Here is a 15,557-nt window from a genome sequence, read left to right as displayed (position 1 = left end):
TCGTAATGAGAAGGTCGCGCCGGAGTTGCTAACAATCGGTGTGGACCTGGGTGGATGACCTGCGCGATCAGGGCTGGCGAACCGAGCCGAACTCATCGAGGCAATCCGCGCCCGCTAGCTAGAATCCGCCAGCAGATCTGCGACACATCTCCGCCACCTGGTATGCGACACGTTGTGCGCGTCGCACCCACCTCGCGTTGCCTCAGCCTGAGCGCACTCATCTGCCGATGTTGCGGGGCGCTCCATCTTGGCCCCGCTGGTGTCTCCTGATCGCGCTACGCGTGGGCTGAACGGCAGACGGGAAGACGCTAGGTCGGCCGATGTGCAGGGGCGCGAGAACGGCGTAGGTGCAGGTATCCGAGCCCGGCATCTCCGCATAGCATTCCGGCGTGAAGAGCCAACGGATCGGCCTCGGAGTTGCGCTGGTCATCTCTACCGCCTGCACGGTGGCATTCCTCGTCATGGACGGTCCGAGGGCAGCACTCTCGCCCGCCTTCTCCATGGTCCTCTGTGGCGTCATCTTGTACAGGCTCGTGAAGCACCCACCGCCGCCGCGCCGTTGGAGTAAACAGCGGATCATCGTTGGTGCGGCAGTTCTCGGTTCAGGCACGTTGGTGGTGTTGGCGGCACTGGTCCGGGCGGCAGTGGTCGTGCCCGACTGGCCGACGCGCCTCCTCGTCCTGGCTGGAATCCCAGTTGTCCTGGCGATTGTCTTCTGGGCAGTACGGTTCGCCCGCAGGGAGGACCAGACCGCACGGGAGTCCATGCAAGGCACGCCCACTGATTGATGGTCGCCGCTGCTAACAGGCTTGCTAACAGCACCCACGGATCGGGCCGGACGACCCTGGACATTCCGCGAGATCAATGCGTGCGCTCAGGCGTGCTGTGGTCAACGATGGACGCCCTGAACTCGACTACGGATCAGTTGGGCTCGGGCCGCCGGTCACATCTGCGCTTCCGCGCCGCAGCCACAACCCGAACCTGATCAGCGATACGACGCCGCCGAGAAGGAAGATGACCGCCAGACCGTAGTCGCCGCGCGAGAGGAATCGCGCGCCAAAGACTGCGCCGACAACGGCGATACACGCATCCAACGCGACGTTGAGCCTGCGCGAAGTCACCTCTCGCATTCGGTCATCGTACGGTCGACTTGAGCAACCCACCCCGCTCGCCATGCCACAAACGTGCCACATCAGACGCAGAACGACGGGTCGAACCGGTCAGTCACGGTCACCAATCAGCTCGGCCTGCGCTCAGGAACTCAGCGCTGAGGAACACTGGACACGTCGAAGCGCCTTTGCAAGGCAGGGGGTAGACAGTCGCGGCGAGGGGACGCAACCGAATGGTCGCGACGTGTTCCTGGAGGTTCTGCGCTCCGCAAGTGGCTACGATCCAGCCAGGGGCAGACGGTGGCCTGGCTGTACGGACTGGGAAGTCGTGGCCGGACCAGGGTATCCGTTAGTTGATGCGTCGCAACGTGCTCGGTCACCACCTGAACGCCGGGAGAAGGCCGCCCTTGAACTCGCTGCGGAGCCAGCAGAATTATCGCCCCGACAAGTCCTTGCCAGTTTTCGCTCGACGCGGCAGGCCCACCGCTACTGCCTAGGGTGGAACAACGTGGAGGTCTTCACGGGAACGGATTCGGGGTGCAGAGTGGTGACCACGCGCCAGCTGAGGACCGGTCCCCCGCCAGGAGAGCCCGATGAGTATCGAGCTGAACCACACAATCGTGCACGTGAAGGACCGATGGGCTGCCGCTCGCGATGTCGGCGAGGTGCTCGGTCTGCCGGAGGCGAGAGCGTACGGCCCGTTCGCCGAGCTGAAGTTGGACAACGCTGCGAGCCTGGACTTCATGGACACCGAGGGCGAGATCCACGGCCAGCACTACGCCTTCCTTGTGAGTGAGGAGGAGTTCGACCTCATCCTCTGTCGCTTGCGGGACGACGGCCGCCAGTGGTGGGCCGACCCCTTCAAGCGCCAACTGCGAGAGATCAACCACGGGGACGGTGGCCGCGGCCTCTACTGGGAGGGTCCTGACGGGCACTGGCTGGAGATCCTCACCCGTCCGTACGGCAGCGGCGGCTGATCCGAGCCGCCGCATACGCGCCCGCAGTCTGACCGCGGCATCGACGCCGAAGAGCTCAGGGACCGGGTGAACCGATCCCACTGTCAGAGGCCGCCCGGCTCCTGCGCCGCCCCGTCGGCTTCGTACGGGACCTGGTCGCCAACGGAGAGCTGCACTCGATTGTCACTTCCTCGTTGACGGCCAGCTCCGTCAACCGCCGCGGGCCGGTGCGCTCCACTTGGCCGGCGTCGACGCCGCGGTCAGACTGCGGGCGCGGTCTGCTCGACGGGTCGGCCGTCGACGCTGAGGGTGACTACGACGTTGTCGCGGGTGGCGTTGGAGTACGGGCAGCGCAGGTCGGCTCGTGCCATGAGGTCCGCGGCCTCGGCCGGTGGCAGTTGTGGGGCATGCAGGTCCAGGGTGACCTGCAGTCCGAAGCCGCCGTGTCCGGTCGGGCCGATGCTGACCCGGGCGGTGACCTGGGCGTCCTCGGCGTCAAGGTGGCGGCCCTGGGCCACCGCCAGCAGCGCCGACTGGAAGCAGGCTGCGTAGGCGAGTGCGAACAGCTGTTCGGGGTTGGTTCCGGGGCCGCCCTGGCCGCCCATGTCCTCGGGTACGGACAGTTTGAGATCCAACTGCCCGTCCGAGGTGCGGCCGTGTCCGGCTCGGCCGCCTTCGGTGACCGCCTCGGCGGTGTAGAGGATCTTGTTCAGTGGTGTGGCTGGCATGTGTTTACCGTCCTTTGGAGTCTGTTGTGGTGCCCAACTGTCGCGGCGCGGTTCTCCCGGTCAGGAGCCGTCACTGTTGACCTCGGTGCCGGCCGGGGACAGCACGAACCACTCGGCGCCGAACTCGTTCACCTTCTGGCCGTTGGTATCGCCGGGCTTGCTGTCGCCGGCGAAGTAGTACAACGGGTGGCCGTGGTAAGTGACCTCGGTTGTGCCGTCGGTCCGTTTCGTGGTCCCGAGCAGCGGGCCCTGTACGCCGCCGCCGGCCTGCGGCGACCCAGTCGTGGTGTACGGAGGCCAGGCCGTGGCGCAGGTGCCGTAGCACGACGACGTGCTGCCCTTGTCCTTCTCGAACAGGTAGAGCGTCCGCCCGCTGCCGTCGACCAGGATCGACCCGAGGTTGCTCTTGGTCACCGCCACCGACGCCGCCCCCGACGTCCCGGCCGCCGGGGATGCTGAAGACGAGCCGCCGGAGCCGTACGCACCCGAACCCGACGAGCTCGACGAGCCCGAATTGTTGTCGCACGCGGCCGCGAGCGTCGCCGCTGCTGCCACCAAAGCGAGCGCGGCGAGCGAGCAGCGCGTTGAGCTTCTGACAAACCGGACTCTCACGATTGTCCGTTCCTTTCCATTGATTGCACCGACCTGCCTGGTAGCCGGCCGCGTGGCCTCTACGTGCCACCGTGTCGGGCGACACGCGGAGGACTCGGCCCTAACTGCGACAGTGCCGCTCCAGCGGTCTCGCGGCATCCCGACGAGCCCCCGAGCCCGCCCCCTGCCAGCCGGAATCCGGCCTTCTGGCTAGCAGGAGCGGGTGGAGCGGCTGGACGATCATCGGCGGCGACCGAGGAGGTCCTGGTCGATCTGATCAGCCGCTGGCAATCTGGGCCCCACCGGCGACCCGTACGGTCCAAGGAGGGAAATCACGAGAGGACCACCGAGATGAGCATCGACCGGGGACTGCTTGCGACGTTGGAGGCCAAGCCGGGCAAGGAAGAGGAACTGCGCGCGTTCCTCGAGAAGGGGCGGGAGCTCGCGGCCGCCGACGCGGAGATCCGGACGATCGACGTCATTGCGGTCAAGTAGCGGAGGGCCAGATCAAGAGCATCGTCGGCCCGAACACGCAGTGGGCCTTGTCCGCTGATGCGCTGGATCTGGTGGGTGCAGTCAGTGCGTCGGCCTGGCGGCGCAGTTTCTGGTCCCGGTCGAGACCCTCGCTCCCCCGATGAGGGCCTCATCACCGATCGGGGCGAGCAGGTCATCGTCAGATTCAGCGGCGCCAGATCCAGCGAACCTTCGGGATCCGGGATCAATGCATGTAGAGGCCGCCGTCGACGTTGAGGGTGTGGCCGGAGATGTAGCCGGATTGTTCGGATAGTAGGAACGCGATCGCGGACGCGACGTCGTGCGGCTGCCCGACGCGATTGACCAGGAGGTCGTCGACCAGGGCCGCCCGGCGTTCGGGAGTCAGCGGTCCGCCCATGATGTCGGTGTCGATCGGACCGGGGGCCACCGCGTTGACCGTGATCTCGTGCGGACCGAGTTCTCGTGCGAGAGCACGAGTCAGTCCGATCACGCCGGCTTTCGCAACGGAATAAGGGGTTTTGCTGTAGGTGCCGCCGCCCAGCTGAGCCGAGGTCGAGGAGACACTGACGATCCGGCCGTAGCCGTACCGCACCATGCTTTCGGCGACCCGCCGGGTGACGTAGTGCACGCCGTTCAGGTTGATGTTGATCACCCGGTGCCACTCGTCAGCAGTCAGCTCGAGGTAGGGGATCGGTGAGCTGACCCCGGCGATGTTGGCCAGCGCTGCCAGCGGCGGCAGCGCGGCCTCGAGCTCGTCGATCGCCGTACGAACCTGATCTTCCTTCGACACATCGGCCACGGCGACGGAGGTCTTGACGTTGTACTTCTCGATGATCTCTGCGGCGAGCGCGTGGCCGCCGTGCTCGTCGATGTCGAGGATGCCGATGCTCCACCCCCGCTCGGCGAGGAGCATCGCCGTCGCCCGTCCGATGCCGCGCGGAGCGTTTGTCAGCACCTTGACAAAGACCGACGTCGACGAAGTGCACACTCTCCGCGGTGCCATCGAGAAATTGGCCGCCGGCCGGGCGTGTACGCGGATGCAGGGTGAGGGATTCGCTGAGATGGATGCGGTCCTGGAGCAGATGAAAAGCGTCGACACCAAGATCGATCCGGAGGACGCCGTACGGCTGGACCTCCAGTTCCACGACATCATCTACGCCTACTGCGATCATGCCCGGGTGCAGCGGGTATGGGAGTCCATCCGTGGTCAGGTGACAGTCTTCCTGCGGGCCCGCAACGCGAGCTTTCCGGACTTCCTCGACGTCGGTTACAGCGAGCACAAGGAGCTACGAGATGCGTTGGCCTTGGGCGATCCACAGGCTGCCCAGGACGGAATCGACAAACACATCCTCGGCGCGTACGAACGCCTGAAGCGACTCAACCTCCCAGACCGCTGACGGCCACTGTCGCGTGGGTTCCGGTTCAGCGCAGCTTGAAGATCCGCCATGCCGACGTCAGATCGATGATCGACAGCACCGCGATTCCATGCGGTAAAGGACGCTGCCTCCAGCTTGCCGGTCGACGACCGATGCAGCAGGATCCTGCTCCGTCCCTGCTCCGTGGGACGTTGCCAAACATCGGCTAGTGATGCGAAGCGGTCGGCTGCCTTTGGATGGCGGCTCGGGTTGCCGGGCCGAGCCGCCGCTTCAGGCTTGAAGAACGTCAGTTGATTGCCGCTTTGAGCTGGTTTTTGTGGTCGGCCAGCCAGTCGTCGAAGGACTTCAGCTCCGGGTTCAGCTCGCGGGCCAGTTCGAGGTCGCGGTCGCCGGTGAAACGGTCGGAGTCCTCGGCGTAGAACTGGAACATGTTCGCCATCTCGACGCCGCTCGGGATCCCGAGGGCGCGGAACTCGTCCCAGGTCAGTGGCCGGTAGACGACCTCCTCGCCGAGCGCCTCGGTCAGCTTGGCGGCGTACTGGTCGACCGTGAGGTGCTCACCGGCGACGCTCACCGTCCGGCCGACGAACTCCTCGCCGCGCTTGAAGATGCCGAGCGCGGTCTTGCCGATGTCCTCGGACGCGATGCCGGACAGCGGCTGGTCGGCCATCGGCAGGCTGATGACGAGCTTGCCGTCCTCGCCGCGGACCGGGCCGACGCCCGGGATCGCCATCGAGTCGAAGTAGAACGTCGTCTGCAGGAACGTGGTCGGCACGCCGTACTTCATGAACAGTTCGTTGCCCTCGCCCTTGGCGTCGAAGTGCGGCACCTTGTAGCGGCCGTCATCCAGGCTCGGCACCCGCTCGTCGTCGCCGAAGTGCTCGCGGGTGTCCTCCAGGGTCGACCAGATCACGTGCTGCACGTCGGCGTCCTTGGCTGCGCGGGCGGCGATCTCCGCCTGCTCCAGCTCCATCTCGGCGCGGGTCCGCGCGGCCTCTTCCTCCGGGGTCCGCTCGACCCAGTAGTTCGTCACCACGAACGCCCCGTGCGCGCCGTCGAACGCCTTCCGCACGCTGGCCTCGTCGTCGAGGTCGGCCTGGACCACCTCGGCGCCCGCGGACGCGAGCTCCTGCGCCTTGGCCGACTGCGGGTTCCGCGTCAGCGCCCGTACTGCGAACTGCCGGTCGGGGTCGGCCAGGATCGCCCGGACCAGGCCGCCGCCCTGCGAACCGGTGGCGCCCACTACGGCGATCAACTTCTGCTCGGTCATCGGAATTTCTCCCTCGAAATCTGTCGGGTTGATGTGTCAACTCCGTCGATGGTAGCGCGCTAGGTTGATGTGTCAACCGGCCGCGCTAGGATGGGTCTCGTGGCGAACGAACCGTGGCTCGACGACGACGAGCAGAAGGCCTGGCGGAGCTATCTGCTGATGCGCAGGACGCTGGAGACGCACCTGTCCCGGCACCTGCAGCGCGAGTTCGGCCTGTCCGAGTCCGACTTCGAGATCCTGGTCAACCTGTCCGAGTCCGAGACCGGCCGGATGCGGGCCTTCGAGCTCGGCGAGGCGACCCAGTGGGAGAAGAGCCGGATGTCGCACCACCTCTCCCGGATGGAGAAACGCGGGCTGATCCGCAAGGAGGCCTGCGACGCCCGCTACCCGGAGATCGTGCTGACCGACGAGGGACGGGCCGCGATCGAGGCCTGTGCTCCCGCGCACGCCGGCCGGGTCCGGGAGTTCTTCGTCGACGTACTCGGCAAGGACCGGATGTCAGAGCTGGGCAAGGCCGCCGACGACGTGATCGCCGCCGTCGAGGAGCACGAGCAGACCACCTGCCCCCCAGAAGTCCGCGGCTTCTGCTGACCAGCTCTTCCTGACATCGGCGGGGTCGGACGCCGAGTTCCTGAAGGTGGTCTCTCAGGAGAGTCTCAGCAGAACTTGACCTCGGCTTGATGGTCTCTTGGCGTGCGCCTAGGGCCCGCGCCGCGACGCTGCCGGCATGGTCACCACTGAAGCGTTCGATCCGCACCCCGACCGCACCCGCTGGCTCCGCCGGTCCGCGGCGGCAGCCGTCGCGACCGCCGTGCTCGGCGTCACCGGCACCGGCCTCGCCGTTGCCGTCCTGGCCGCGCGCCAGCCCGACAACTCCGGTGGCACCCAGGCCACCACCGGCACCGACGACGGCACTTCGAGCAGCTCCGGCCCCAGCGACTCAGGCAGTAGCTCCAGCGACAACGGCAGCAGCGACAGCGGGAGCGGCGGTCTGGGCTCGGCCCAGCAGGATTCCCCGACCCAGGGCGGGAGCCACGGCTCATGACCGCCTCGCGAAGCTGGAAGGCGTGGAGCTGCACAGTTCGCCTGACGGTCGATGACCCCGCTGTCCTAAGTGCGGCCTGCGGAGCGCTCAAGGCGTTGATGGATCGTGTGGACAAGGCGGCAAGCCGATTCCGCCCCGACTCCGAGCTGTCCGCGATCAATGCCCGGGCCGGCTCGATGGTCCCGGTTTCGCGGCTCCTGGTCGACCTCGTCGACGTGAGCCTGGTAGCCGCCTCCATGAGCGGTGGCGCTGTGGATCCGACCGTGGGCGGCGCCGTGGTGGCCGCCGGCTACGACGACGACATCGAGGCCGTACGCCGTCGCCTCCCGCAGGCGACCGGTTCCAGCGGTCCTGTCCCCGGCTGGGAGCAGGTCCAGCTGAACCGCCGACTCGCCCTGATCGGTATCCCGAAGGGCACGACACTAGACCTCGGCGCGACCGCCAAAGCATGGACCGCAGACCGCGCAGCACTCGTACTCAGCAAGCGCCACGGGTGCGCAGTACTCGTAGAGATCGGCGGAGACCTACGCGCAGCCGGTACTCCGGCCGAGCCCTGGGTGATCGAAGTCGCCGAACGCGAAGGTGACCCCGGCGTCGCGGTGACCCTGGCCCACGGCGGCCTCACCACCTCCACCCGTACTGCGCGGCGCTGGTCCACCCCGGGCGGCTTCGCGCACCACGTCATCGACCCCCGCACGGGACGACCCGCGGACGGCCCTTGGCGAACCGCCTCGGTCTGGGCGCCGTCCGCAGTACGGGCGAACACCTTCAGTACTGCGCTCGTGGCCACGGGAGACACGGCCCTCGGGCGGTTGACGCTGGCGGGGCATCCGGCACGGCTGGTGGACGAGGACGGCGAAGTCATCGAGCTGGCCGGCTGGCCCGCAGCTAGTAGGGCCGCCTGATGACGCTGTGGTACCTGGCCCGGGCGGCCGGAGTGATGGCTCTGGTCTTCTTCACGATCGCGGCGTCGCTCGGAGCCCTCGGCGCGGGCAGTCGTAAGCCGGAGCGGCGGTTCTGGCTGCAGTACGTGCACCGCTCGGCCGCAGTCACCGGCCTGCTGCTCCTGGTCGCACACGTGATCGCGGTGATCTCCGACAGCTATGTGGACATCAGCGCCTCGGCAGTGGTCTGGCCGTTCGGCTCCGGCTACCGCCCGTTCGCCGTGACCGTCGGAGCGCTCGCTGCCTACAGCCTGGTGTTCGCCGCACTGGTCGGCGCTGCCAGAGGACGGCTGGCCCGTTCTGAGGCCTTCACGAAGCGCTGGCGGTCGATTCACCTCGCAGCCTCCCTCGGCTGGCTGTTGTCGATCGGCCACAGCCTGCTGGCCGGTACCGATCGCGGTACGCCCTGGATGCTCGCCATCACCATCGGCTGCCTGGCCGCAGTCGGTACCTCCGTGGCCGTGCGCCTCCGCCGCCGCGAGGACCAACGCAGTACGCCGCTCAGTCTGGCGCGCGCGGGGAGATTCCAATGACGATCCTGCAGGAGAACCCACTACAGCTTCGGGCGATCGGACAGCCGCGGCTGCTCGCCGGGCTCAAGGAAGGACGGGCGGAGCTGCACCGGCACCTCTGGACCCACGGGCCGATGCCGCAGCTGTCGAGGGAGACCTACGCCGAGTTGGCGACGGCAGTCGGGCTGCGAGGCCGGGGCGGAGCCGCCTTCCCGGTCGCGCTCAAGCTGGCGGACCTACCTTCGAGGGGCATCGAGGCTGTGGTCGTCAACGGCTCCGAGAGCGAGCCACTGAGTCGCAAGGACCGGCTGCTGCTCACATTGGCCCCTCACCTGGTCCTGGACGGAGCCACTGGATTGGCGCAGGCACTGGGCGCCCCACAGGTCCTGGTAGCGGTCCACGACGCGGCAGCGGCTTCGTCGATCCGGGCCGCGCTGCTGGAGCGCCAGGACGCGGTGGACGTCCAGGTGGCCGATACGCCTGGCCGCTTCGTGGCTGGTGAGGCCCGAGCCGTGCTGAGTGTTCTGGAAGGAGGGCTCGCGGTACCGCCCGGGCGGAGGGTGCTGCCGACGCGGAAGGGGTACCACCGGCGCCCGACGTTCCTGTCGAACGTGGAGACCTTCGCCCAGCTCGCAGTACTGGCCAGGCTCGGCTCCAGGGAGTTCAGCAGCACCGGCCTGAGCAGCGAACCCGGCACACACCTGCTCACGGTCGCCGGGGCAGTCGACCGGCCCGGGGTGATCGAGACACCGACGGGCATCCCGCTGGAGACGGTTCTCCAGTTCGCCGGAGCGCCGCAGACCGGCGCGATCCTGATCGGCGGGTACCACGGTCGGTGGCTGCCGCAGGCGACCGGCGTACAGCTCAGCCGGCCGGACGTGCGGGTGGGTGCTGGGATCGTCCTGGCGCTCGGCACGGACACCTGTCCACTGGGCGAGGTGCACCGGGTCGCCGAGTGGCTAGCGAGCCAGTCGGCAGGGCAGTGCGGGCCGTGCGTGTTCGGTCTGGCCGCACTGGTCGACGACTTCGGGCGGCTGCTGAACGGCGACCCCGCCGGCTGGCACGACGCGCAGCGCCACCTGGGCCTCGTCCCGGGGCGAGGAGCCTGCGCTCACCCCGACGGTTCGGCCCGCTTCCTGGCGTCTGCGCTCGACGTGTTCGGTGAGGACGTCCGGAGCCACCTGGGCGCCGGCGGCTGCGGTCGCGCAGTACGAGGAGTCCTACCGGTGCCTGGAGGTGCGTGGTGAATAAGCTGGAGATCGACTGGACCCGGTGCGACGGACACGGCCTCTGCGCGACGCTGCTCCCGGACGACGTGGTGCTCGACGAGTGGGGCTTCCCGGTGCTCCGGGGACGCGAGATCACCCGCGGTGAAGTGACGAACGCACGCCGCGCGGTACTGGCCTGTCCAGCCCTCGCGCTGCGGTTGTCCAGAGGTGTTGAAGGTGATCTGTAAGGCATCGGAAAGGACCGTCCCGACATCACACCAGTGACTGAAGTGGACTAATGTCTGAGGGAGGCGCACAAAGGCGTGCGGCCCGGCGCAGAGCGTCATGTCACGCGTGGAGACGGTGGGGAATGCAGAGCAAGCTGGACGTCCAGAAGGCGGATGTTCTCGCAAAGGCGGTAGAGGCCGGAACACACGGCCACGACAAGTCGGTCGACCCCGGGAAGCTGAAGACCTTCCTGGAGCGGTACTACCGCTACGTGGCCGCCGAGGACGTCGCCGAGCGGCAACCGACCGACTGTCTGGGCGCTGCCAGGCACCACTACAAGTCCGCGCTGTCGCGGCCGCAGGGCACCGCCAAGGTGCAGGTGTTCACGCCGACGCTCGAGGAGCACGGCTGGACCGCGAACGGCCAGACCGTGGTGGAGATCGTGGTCGACGACATGCCGTTCCTGGTCGACTCGGCCGCGATGGTGATCACCGAGCGGAACCTGGAGCTGCAGCTGCTGGTGCACCCGCAGTTCGTGGTCCGCCGGGACATCGCCGGCACTCTGCAGGAGGTCCTCGACGACGCTGCCCCGGCCGACGAGCACGACCTCGTCCGGGAGAGCTGGATGCACCTCGAGGTGGATCGCATCTCCGACACCACCGAGCACCGGGAGCTGGAGAAGGCGCTGCTGAAGGTCCTCAACGACGTCCGCGAGGCGGTCGAGGACTGGCCGAAAATGCACGAGAAGGCGATCAACATCGCCGCCGGGCTCGACCCGAGCAAACTGCCGGTCAGCGCCGGCGAGGTGGAGGAGGCCCGGGAGCTGCTCGAATGGCTCGCCGATGAGCACTTCACCTTCCTCGGCTTCCGCGAGTACAGCTTCACCATGCGCGGAGAGCAGGGCGTCCTGCGGGGCGTGCCCGGCACCGGCCTCGGCATCCTGCGCCAGGACCCGAAGCTGGACGAGAACACCGGACTGCTGCCGCCGGAGGTGAGTGCCAAGGCCCGGGAGAAGAAGCTGCTGATCCTGACCAAGGCGAACTCCCGCTCGACCGTGCACCGCTCGTCGTACCTGGACTACGTCGGGATCAAGCAGTTCGACGAGGACGGCGAGCCGGTGTCCGAGCTGCGGTTCATCGGCCTGCTCTCGTCCACCGCGTACACCGAGAGCGTCATGCAGGTGCCCGTACTGCGCCGCAAGGCGCTCGAGCTGTTCCGGCTGACCGGCTTCGACCCGAACAGCCACAGCGGCAAGGGCCTGCTGGACGTGCTGGAGACCTACCCGCGCGACGAGTTGCTGCAGGCGCCGGTGGAGGACCTGCTGCCGATCGTGCAGTCCGTGCTGCACCTGCAGGAGCGCCGCGCGGTCAAGCTGTTCGTCCGCCGCGACGTCTACAACCGGTACCTGTCCTGCCTCGTCTACCTACCGCGTGACCGCTACACCACCGCGGTCCGGCTGAAGATGCAGCAGATCCTCAAGGACGCGATCGGCGCGGAGTCTGTGGACTACGCCGCCTACGTGACCGAGTCCGTGCTGGCCCGAGTGCACTTCGTCGTCCGGATGAAGCAGGGCGAGACCGTCGGCGAGTTCGACGCGGACCTGCTCGAGCAGAAGGTGGTCGAGGCCACCCGCGCCTGGCAGGACGACTTCAACGTCGCGCTGCACGCCCTCGGCGGCGACGGCGCCGTCACCCGGTTGAGCAGCCAGTACGCCACCGCCTTCCCGGAGGCGTACAAGGAGGACTTCGACGCCCGGGTCGCGGTCAAGGACGTGACGATCCTGGACGGCCTGCCCGCCGAGGACGGCCTGGCCATGTCCCTCTACACCCCGATCGACGAGGCCTGGGAGGGCGAGCGCCGCTTCAAGGTCTACCGGACCGGTACCGCGCTGTCGCTGTCCCAGGTGCTCCCACTGCTGACGCACATGGGTGTCGAAGTGATCGACGAGCGGCCGTACGAGATCCGCCGGCCCGCGGACACGGCGTATATCTATGACTTCGGACTGCGGACGCCGGGTGGCTACCAGGAGCGGGAGGAGCTGCGCAGGCTCTTCTCCGAGACCTTCCAGGCCGTCTGGGAAGGCCGGGCCGAGAGCGACAGCCTGAACGCCCTGGTACTGCGCGGCAACCTCAGCTGGCGGCAGGTCTCCATCCTGCGCGCCTACCAGCGCTACATCCGGCAGGGCGGTACGCCGTTCAGCCAGCTCTACATCGAGCGGACCTTCCTCAACCACGTCGACGTGGCGAACCTGCTCGTCCGGCTGTTCGAGACCAGCTTCGACCCCGCTCACGGTGCCGCCGACGACCCGGACCGGACGAACGCGGTGGACCAGCTGGAGAAGGAGATCGTCGCCGCCCTGGACACCGTGCAGAGCCTGGACGAGGACCGGATCCTGCGCGGCTACCTGACCGTCATCAAGGCCACCCTGCGGACGAACTACTACCAGCCGGGACCGGACGGGCAACCGCGCGACTACATCTCGATCAAGCTGGAGCCGAAGGCGATCCCGGACCTGCCGCAGCCGCGTCCGGCGTACGAGATCTTCGTCTACTCACCGCGGGTCGAAGGCGTGCACCTGCGCTTCGGCGCGGTCGCGCGCGGTGGTCTGCGCTGGTCGGACCGGCGCGAGGACTTCCGTACCGAGGTGCTCGGACTGGTCAAGGCGCAGATGGTGAAGAACTCGGTGATCGTGCCGGTCGGCGCGAAGGGCGGCTTCTACGCCAAGCAGCTGCCGGACCCGGCCGCGGACCGGGACGCCTGGCTGGCCGAGGGGATCGCGTCGTACAAGACGTTCATCTCCGGGCTGCTCGACATCACCGACAACATCGTTGCCGGTGCGATCGTCCCGCCGCGCGAAGTGGTCCGCTACGACGGGGACGACGCATACCTGGTGGTCGCCGCCGACAAGGGCACGGCGACCTTCTCCGACATCGCGAACGGCGTGGCCAAGCAGTACGGCTTCTGGCTCGGTGACGCGTTCGCCTCGGGTGGTTCGGTCGGCTACGACCACAAGGCGATGGGCATCACCGCGCGCGGTGCGTGGGAGTCGGTCAAGCGGCACTTCCGCGAGATGGGCCACGACTGCCAGAACACCGACTTCACCGTCGTCGGCGTCGGCGACATGTCCGGTGACGTGTTCGGCAACGGGATGCTGCTGTCGGAGCACATCCGGCTGGTCGCGGCCTTCGACCACCGGCACATCTTCCTCGACCCCAACCCGGACGCGGCGACTTCGTATGTCGAGCGGCGGCGGTTGTTCGACCTGCCGCGCTCGTCCTGGGCGGACTACGAGGCCGCGCTGATCTCGTCCGGCGGCGGGGTCTACGCGCGGACCGACAAGGCGATCCCGATCTCCGCGGAGGTCCGGGCCGCGCTCGGGCTGGAGGGCAACCCGTCGACGCTGACGCCGGCGGAGCTGATGCAGGCGATCGTGAAGGCGCCGGTCGACCTGTTCTGGAACGGCGGGATCGGCACCTACGTGAAGGCGAGCGCCGAGTCGCACGGGGACGTCGGCGACAAGGCCAACGACGCGATCCGGATCAACGGCAAGGACCTGCAGGCCAAGGCGGTCGGCGAGGGCGGCAACCTGGGCTTCACCCAGCTCGGCCGGATCGAGTACGCCGCCAAGGGCGGCCGGATCAACACCGACTTCATCGACAACGTGGCCGGTGTGGACACCTCCGACCACGAGGTGAACATCAAGATCCTGCTGGACAAGGTGGTCGCCGACGGGGACCTGACCGAGAAGCAGCGCAACGACGTGATCGCGTCGATGACCGATGAAGTGGCCGCCCTGGTGCTGAAGAGCAACTACCGGCAGAACATCGGCCTGGCCAACGCGACCGCGCAGGCGCCCGCGTTGATGCACGTCCACCAGGACTGGGTCCGCCGGCTCGAGCGCGAGGGGCTGCTCAACCGGGAGCTGGAGTTCCTGCCGAGCATCGCGGAGTTCAAGCGCCGCAAGGCCGAGGGCAAGGGGCTGACCTCGCCCGAGCTGTCGGTGCTGATCGCCTACACCAAGATCGTGCTCGAGGCGGAGCTGCTGAAGAGCACGCTGCCCGACGACGAGTACCTGGAATCCAAGCTGATCAGCTACTTCCCGCGGGCGATCCAGGACCGCTTCGCCGAGCAGGTCGAGTCGCACCAGCTGCGCCGGGAGATCATCACCACCCAGGTGGTGAACGAGTTCATCAACTCCTCCGGCATCACCGCCTACCACCGGCTCTCGCTGGAGACCGGCGGCTCGGTGGAGGACGTGGTCCGGGCGAACCTCGCGGCGTCGCGGATCTTCGCCCAGCCCGAGCTGCTCGCCCGCAACTCCGAGCTCGACAACGTCGTCGACGCCCAGACCCAGACCGCGATGCGGCTGGAGACGCGGACCCTGGTCGAGCGCGCGACCCGTTGGCTGGTCAGCAACCGCCGCCCGCCGGTCGACATCGCCGAGCTGATCGACTTCTTCTCGCCCGGCATCGCCAAACTCACCACCGCGCTTCCGGAGGTACTGCGGGGCCGGGAGCTGGCGTTGTTCGAGCAGCGCCGGCAAGCCCTGGTGCTGAAGGGGGTCCCGGCGGACTTCGCCACCCGGATCGCGGTCCTCCCGCCGGCGTACGCGGCGCTGGGGATCGTGGAGACCGCCGACGGCAAGGACCTCGACGTGCTGGAGGTCGCCAAGGTCCACTTCGCCCTCGGGGAACGGCTCCAGCTCGGGCTCTTCCTCGAGCGGATCATCGGCCTGCCGCGGATGGACCGCTGGCAGACGATGGCCCGTGCTGCCCTGCGCGACGACCTGCACGCGGTGCACGCCCGCCTCACGGCGCAGGTGCTCGAGATGACGGACGACGCGGCCGAGCCGGAGGACCGCGTGATCGCCTGGCAGGACATGAACGAGACGGCACTGTCCCGAGCGGCCACGATGATGGACGAGATCGTCGACACCGAGGGGCCGGAACTGGCTCACCTCTCCGTCGGCCTCCGCCTGGTCCGAACCCTCCTCAGCAACCAGGCCTGACCCCCCGCCCCCGCAGCTGTCGCTTGCGTCCGAAGAACTGAGCGCTATGGCGCTCGGTTGTTCGGACGTACTGCGTTTGTGGTGGCA

16 protein-coding genes are annotated in these 15,557 nt (G+C 67.9%); 11 read left to right on the top strand and 5 right to left on the bottom strand.

All coding sequences use genetic code 11. From position 1 onward, the window contains the following. The first annotated feature begins 389 nt into the window (after nucleotides 1–389). Complete coding sequence (locus tag EV648_RS23080) at nucleotides 390–788, top strand: hypothetical protein (RefSeq protein WP_132295348.1); 399 nt, start codon at nucleotides 390–392, stop codon at nucleotides 786–788. A gap of 126 nt (nucleotides 789–914) precedes the next feature. Here EV648_RS23080 and EV648_RS23075 read toward each other — a convergent pair whose 3' ends face one another. Next, entirely contained in the window at nucleotides 915–1,130 is a 216-nt protein-coding gene (locus tag EV648_RS23075; protein ID WP_132295345.1) for a hypothetical protein, read from the bottom strand. A 572-nt stretch (nucleotides 1,131–1,702) separates the two neighbouring features. Here EV648_RS23075 and EV648_RS23070 point away from each other — a divergent pair. After that, entirely contained in the window at nucleotides 1,703–2,086 is a 384-nt protein-coding gene (locus EV648_RS23070; RefSeq protein WP_132295342.1) for a VOC family protein, read from the top strand. A gap of 239 nt (nucleotides 2,087–2,325) precedes the next feature. Here EV648_RS23070 and EV648_RS23065 read toward each other — a convergent pair whose 3' ends face one another. After that, the gene (locus EV648_RS23065) at nucleotides 2,326–2,793 is read right to left on the bottom strand and encodes an organic hydroperoxide resistance protein (RefSeq protein WP_132295339.1); all 468 of its coding nucleotides are present in this window, start codon (nucleotides 2,791–2,793) and stop codon (nucleotides 2,326–2,328) included. 60 nt (nucleotides 2,794–2,853) lie between these two features. Further along, a complete protein-coding gene (locus EV648_RS44205; RefSeq protein ID WP_241995503.1) occupies nucleotides 2,854–3,213 on the bottom strand; it encodes a hypothetical protein in 360 nt (119 codons plus the stop codon). 522 nt (nucleotides 3,214–3,735) lie between these two features. On the opposite strand from EV648_RS44205, the gene EV648_RS23055 reads away from it, so the two are divergent. After that, on the top strand, nucleotides 3,736–3,879 hold the full coding sequence (locus tag EV648_RS23055; protein ID WP_199234759.1) for a hypothetical protein: 144 nt from the start codon (nucleotides 3,736–3,738) through the stop codon (nucleotides 3,877–3,879). A gap of 223 nt (nucleotides 3,880–4,102) precedes the next feature. On the opposite strand, the gene EV648_RS23050 is transcribed toward EV648_RS23055, so the two are convergent. Then, the gene (locus EV648_RS23050; RefSeq protein WP_199234758.1) at nucleotides 4,103–4,834 is read right to left on the bottom strand and encodes an SDR family NAD(P)-dependent oxidoreductase; all 732 of its coding nucleotides are present in this window, start codon (nucleotides 4,832–4,834) and stop codon (nucleotides 4,103–4,105) included. On the opposite strand from EV648_RS23050, the gene EV648_RS23045 reads away from it, so the two are divergent. After that, nucleotides 4,749–5,276 carry a GntR family transcriptional regulator gene (locus EV648_RS23045; RefSeq protein ID WP_132295330.1) on the top strand — a complete coding sequence of 176 codons (528 nt, stop codon included), beginning with the start codon at nucleotides 4,749–4,751 and terminating at the stop codon, nucleotides 5,274–5,276. The two genes, EV648_RS23050 and EV648_RS23045, sit on opposite strands and share 86 nt — an antisense overlap. Nucleotides 5,277–5,541: 265 nt before the next feature. Here EV648_RS23045 and EV648_RS23040 read toward each other — a convergent pair whose 3' ends face one another. After that, the gene (locus EV648_RS23040) at nucleotides 5,542–6,525 is read right to left on the bottom strand and encodes an NmrA/HSCARG family protein (RefSeq protein WP_132295328.1); all 984 of its coding nucleotides are present in this window, start codon (nucleotides 6,523–6,525) and stop codon (nucleotides 5,542–5,544) included. A 99-nt stretch (nucleotides 6,526–6,624) separates the two neighbouring features. On the opposite strand from EV648_RS23040, the gene EV648_RS23035 reads away from it, so the two are divergent. From EV648_RS23035 to EV648_RS23005, 7 genes are all read left to right on the top strand, one after another. Continuing rightward, entirely contained in the window at nucleotides 6,625–7,116 is a 492-nt protein-coding gene (locus tag EV648_RS23035; RefSeq protein WP_132295325.1) for a MarR family winged helix-turn-helix transcriptional regulator, read from the top strand. Between the two features lie 136 nt (nucleotides 7,117–7,252). Beyond that, nucleotides 7,253–7,570, top strand: a complete 318-nt coding sequence (locus EV648_RS23030) for a hypothetical protein (protein ID WP_132295322.1) — start codon at nucleotides 7,253–7,255, stop codon at nucleotides 7,568–7,570. Next, nucleotides 7,567–8,475: an FAD:protein FMN transferase gene (locus tag EV648_RS23025; RefSeq protein ID WP_132295319.1), complete on the top strand. Its 909-nt coding sequence runs from the start codon at nucleotides 7,567–7,569 to the stop codon at nucleotides 8,473–8,475. The genes EV648_RS23030 and EV648_RS23025 overlap by 4 nt, the downstream gene beginning before the upstream one ends. Further along, the gene (locus EV648_RS23020) at nucleotides 8,475–9,047 is read left to right on the top strand and encodes a hypothetical protein (RefSeq protein ID WP_132295316.1); all 573 of its coding nucleotides are present in this window, start codon (nucleotides 8,475–8,477) and stop codon (nucleotides 9,045–9,047) included. Before EV648_RS23025 ends, EV648_RS23020 begins: the two co-directional genes overlap by 1 nt. Continuing rightward, nucleotides 9,044–10,273 carry an NADH-ubiquinone oxidoreductase-F iron-sulfur binding region domain-containing protein gene (locus tag EV648_RS23015; RefSeq protein ID WP_132295313.1) on the top strand — a complete coding sequence of 410 codons (1,230 nt, stop codon included), beginning with the start codon at nucleotides 9,044–9,046 and terminating at the stop codon, nucleotides 10,271–10,273. The genes EV648_RS23020 and EV648_RS23015 overlap by 4 nt, the downstream gene beginning before the upstream one ends. Next, the gene (locus tag EV648_RS23010) at nucleotides 10,270–10,482 is read left to right on the top strand and encodes a ferredoxin (protein ID WP_132295310.1); all 213 of its coding nucleotides are present in this window, start codon (nucleotides 10,270–10,272) and stop codon (nucleotides 10,480–10,482) included. The genes EV648_RS23015 and EV648_RS23010 overlap by 4 nt, the downstream gene beginning before the upstream one ends. A 122-nt stretch (nucleotides 10,483–10,604) precedes the next feature. Continuing rightward, a complete protein-coding gene (locus EV648_RS23005) occupies nucleotides 10,605–15,470 on the top strand; it encodes an NAD-glutamate dehydrogenase (protein ID WP_132295307.1) in 4,866 nt (1,621 codons plus the stop codon). Nucleotides 15,471–15,557: the final 87 nt, after the last annotated feature.

This window comes from Kribbella sp. VKM Ac-2568 (assembly GCF_004345365.1).
Taxonomy (GTDB): domain Bacteria; phylum Actinomycetota; class Actinomycetes; order Propionibacteriales; family Kribbellaceae; genus Kribbella; species Kribbella orskensis.
The sequence above is the reverse complement of the archived record's forward strand: the minus strand, read 5'-3'. Positions and strand labels throughout refer to the sequence as shown.

Excerpts from the sequence above, each read along its gene's own strand:
- EV648_RS23075 (WP_132295345.1), bottom strand. The coding sequence starts at position 1,130 with ATGCGAGAGGTGACTTCGCGCAGGCTCAACGTCGCGTTGGATGCGTGT.
- EV648_RS23070 (WP_132295342.1), top strand. The coding sequence starts at position 1,703 with ATGAGTATCGAGCTGAACCACACAATCGTGCACGTGAAGGACCGATGG.
- EV648_RS23065 (WP_132295339.1), bottom strand. The coding sequence starts at position 2,793 with ATGCCAGCCACACCACTGAACAAGATCCTCTACACCGCCGAGGCGGTC.
- EV648_RS23055 (WP_199234759.1), top strand. The coding sequence starts at position 3,736 with ATGAGCATCGACCGGGGACTGCTTGCGACGTTGGAGGCCAAGCCGGGC.
- EV648_RS23045 (WP_132295330.1), top strand. The coding sequence starts at position 4,749 with ATGTCGAGGATGCCGATGCTCCACCCCCGCTCGGCGAGGAGCATCGCC.
- EV648_RS23040 (WP_132295328.1), bottom strand. The coding sequence starts at position 6,525 with ATGACCGAGCAGAAGTTGATCGCCGTAGTGGGCGCCACCGGTTCGCAG.
- EV648_RS23030 (WP_132295322.1), top strand. The coding sequence starts at position 7,253 with ATGGTCACCACTGAAGCGTTCGATCCGCACCCCGACCGCACCCGCTGG.
- EV648_RS23025 (WP_132295319.1), top strand. The coding sequence starts at position 7,567 with ATGACCGCCTCGCGAAGCTGGAAGGCGTGGAGCTGCACAGTTCGCCTG.
- EV648_RS23020 (WP_132295316.1), top strand. The coding sequence starts at position 8,475 with ATGACGCTGTGGTACCTGGCCCGGGCGGCCGGAGTGATGGCTCTGGTC.
- EV648_RS23015 (WP_132295313.1), top strand. The coding sequence starts at position 9,044 with ATGACGATCCTGCAGGAGAACCCACTACAGCTTCGGGCGATCGGACAG.
- EV648_RS23005 (WP_132295307.1), top strand. The coding sequence starts at position 10,605 with ATGCAGAGCAAGCTGGACGTCCAGAAGGCGGATGTTCTCGCAAAGGCG.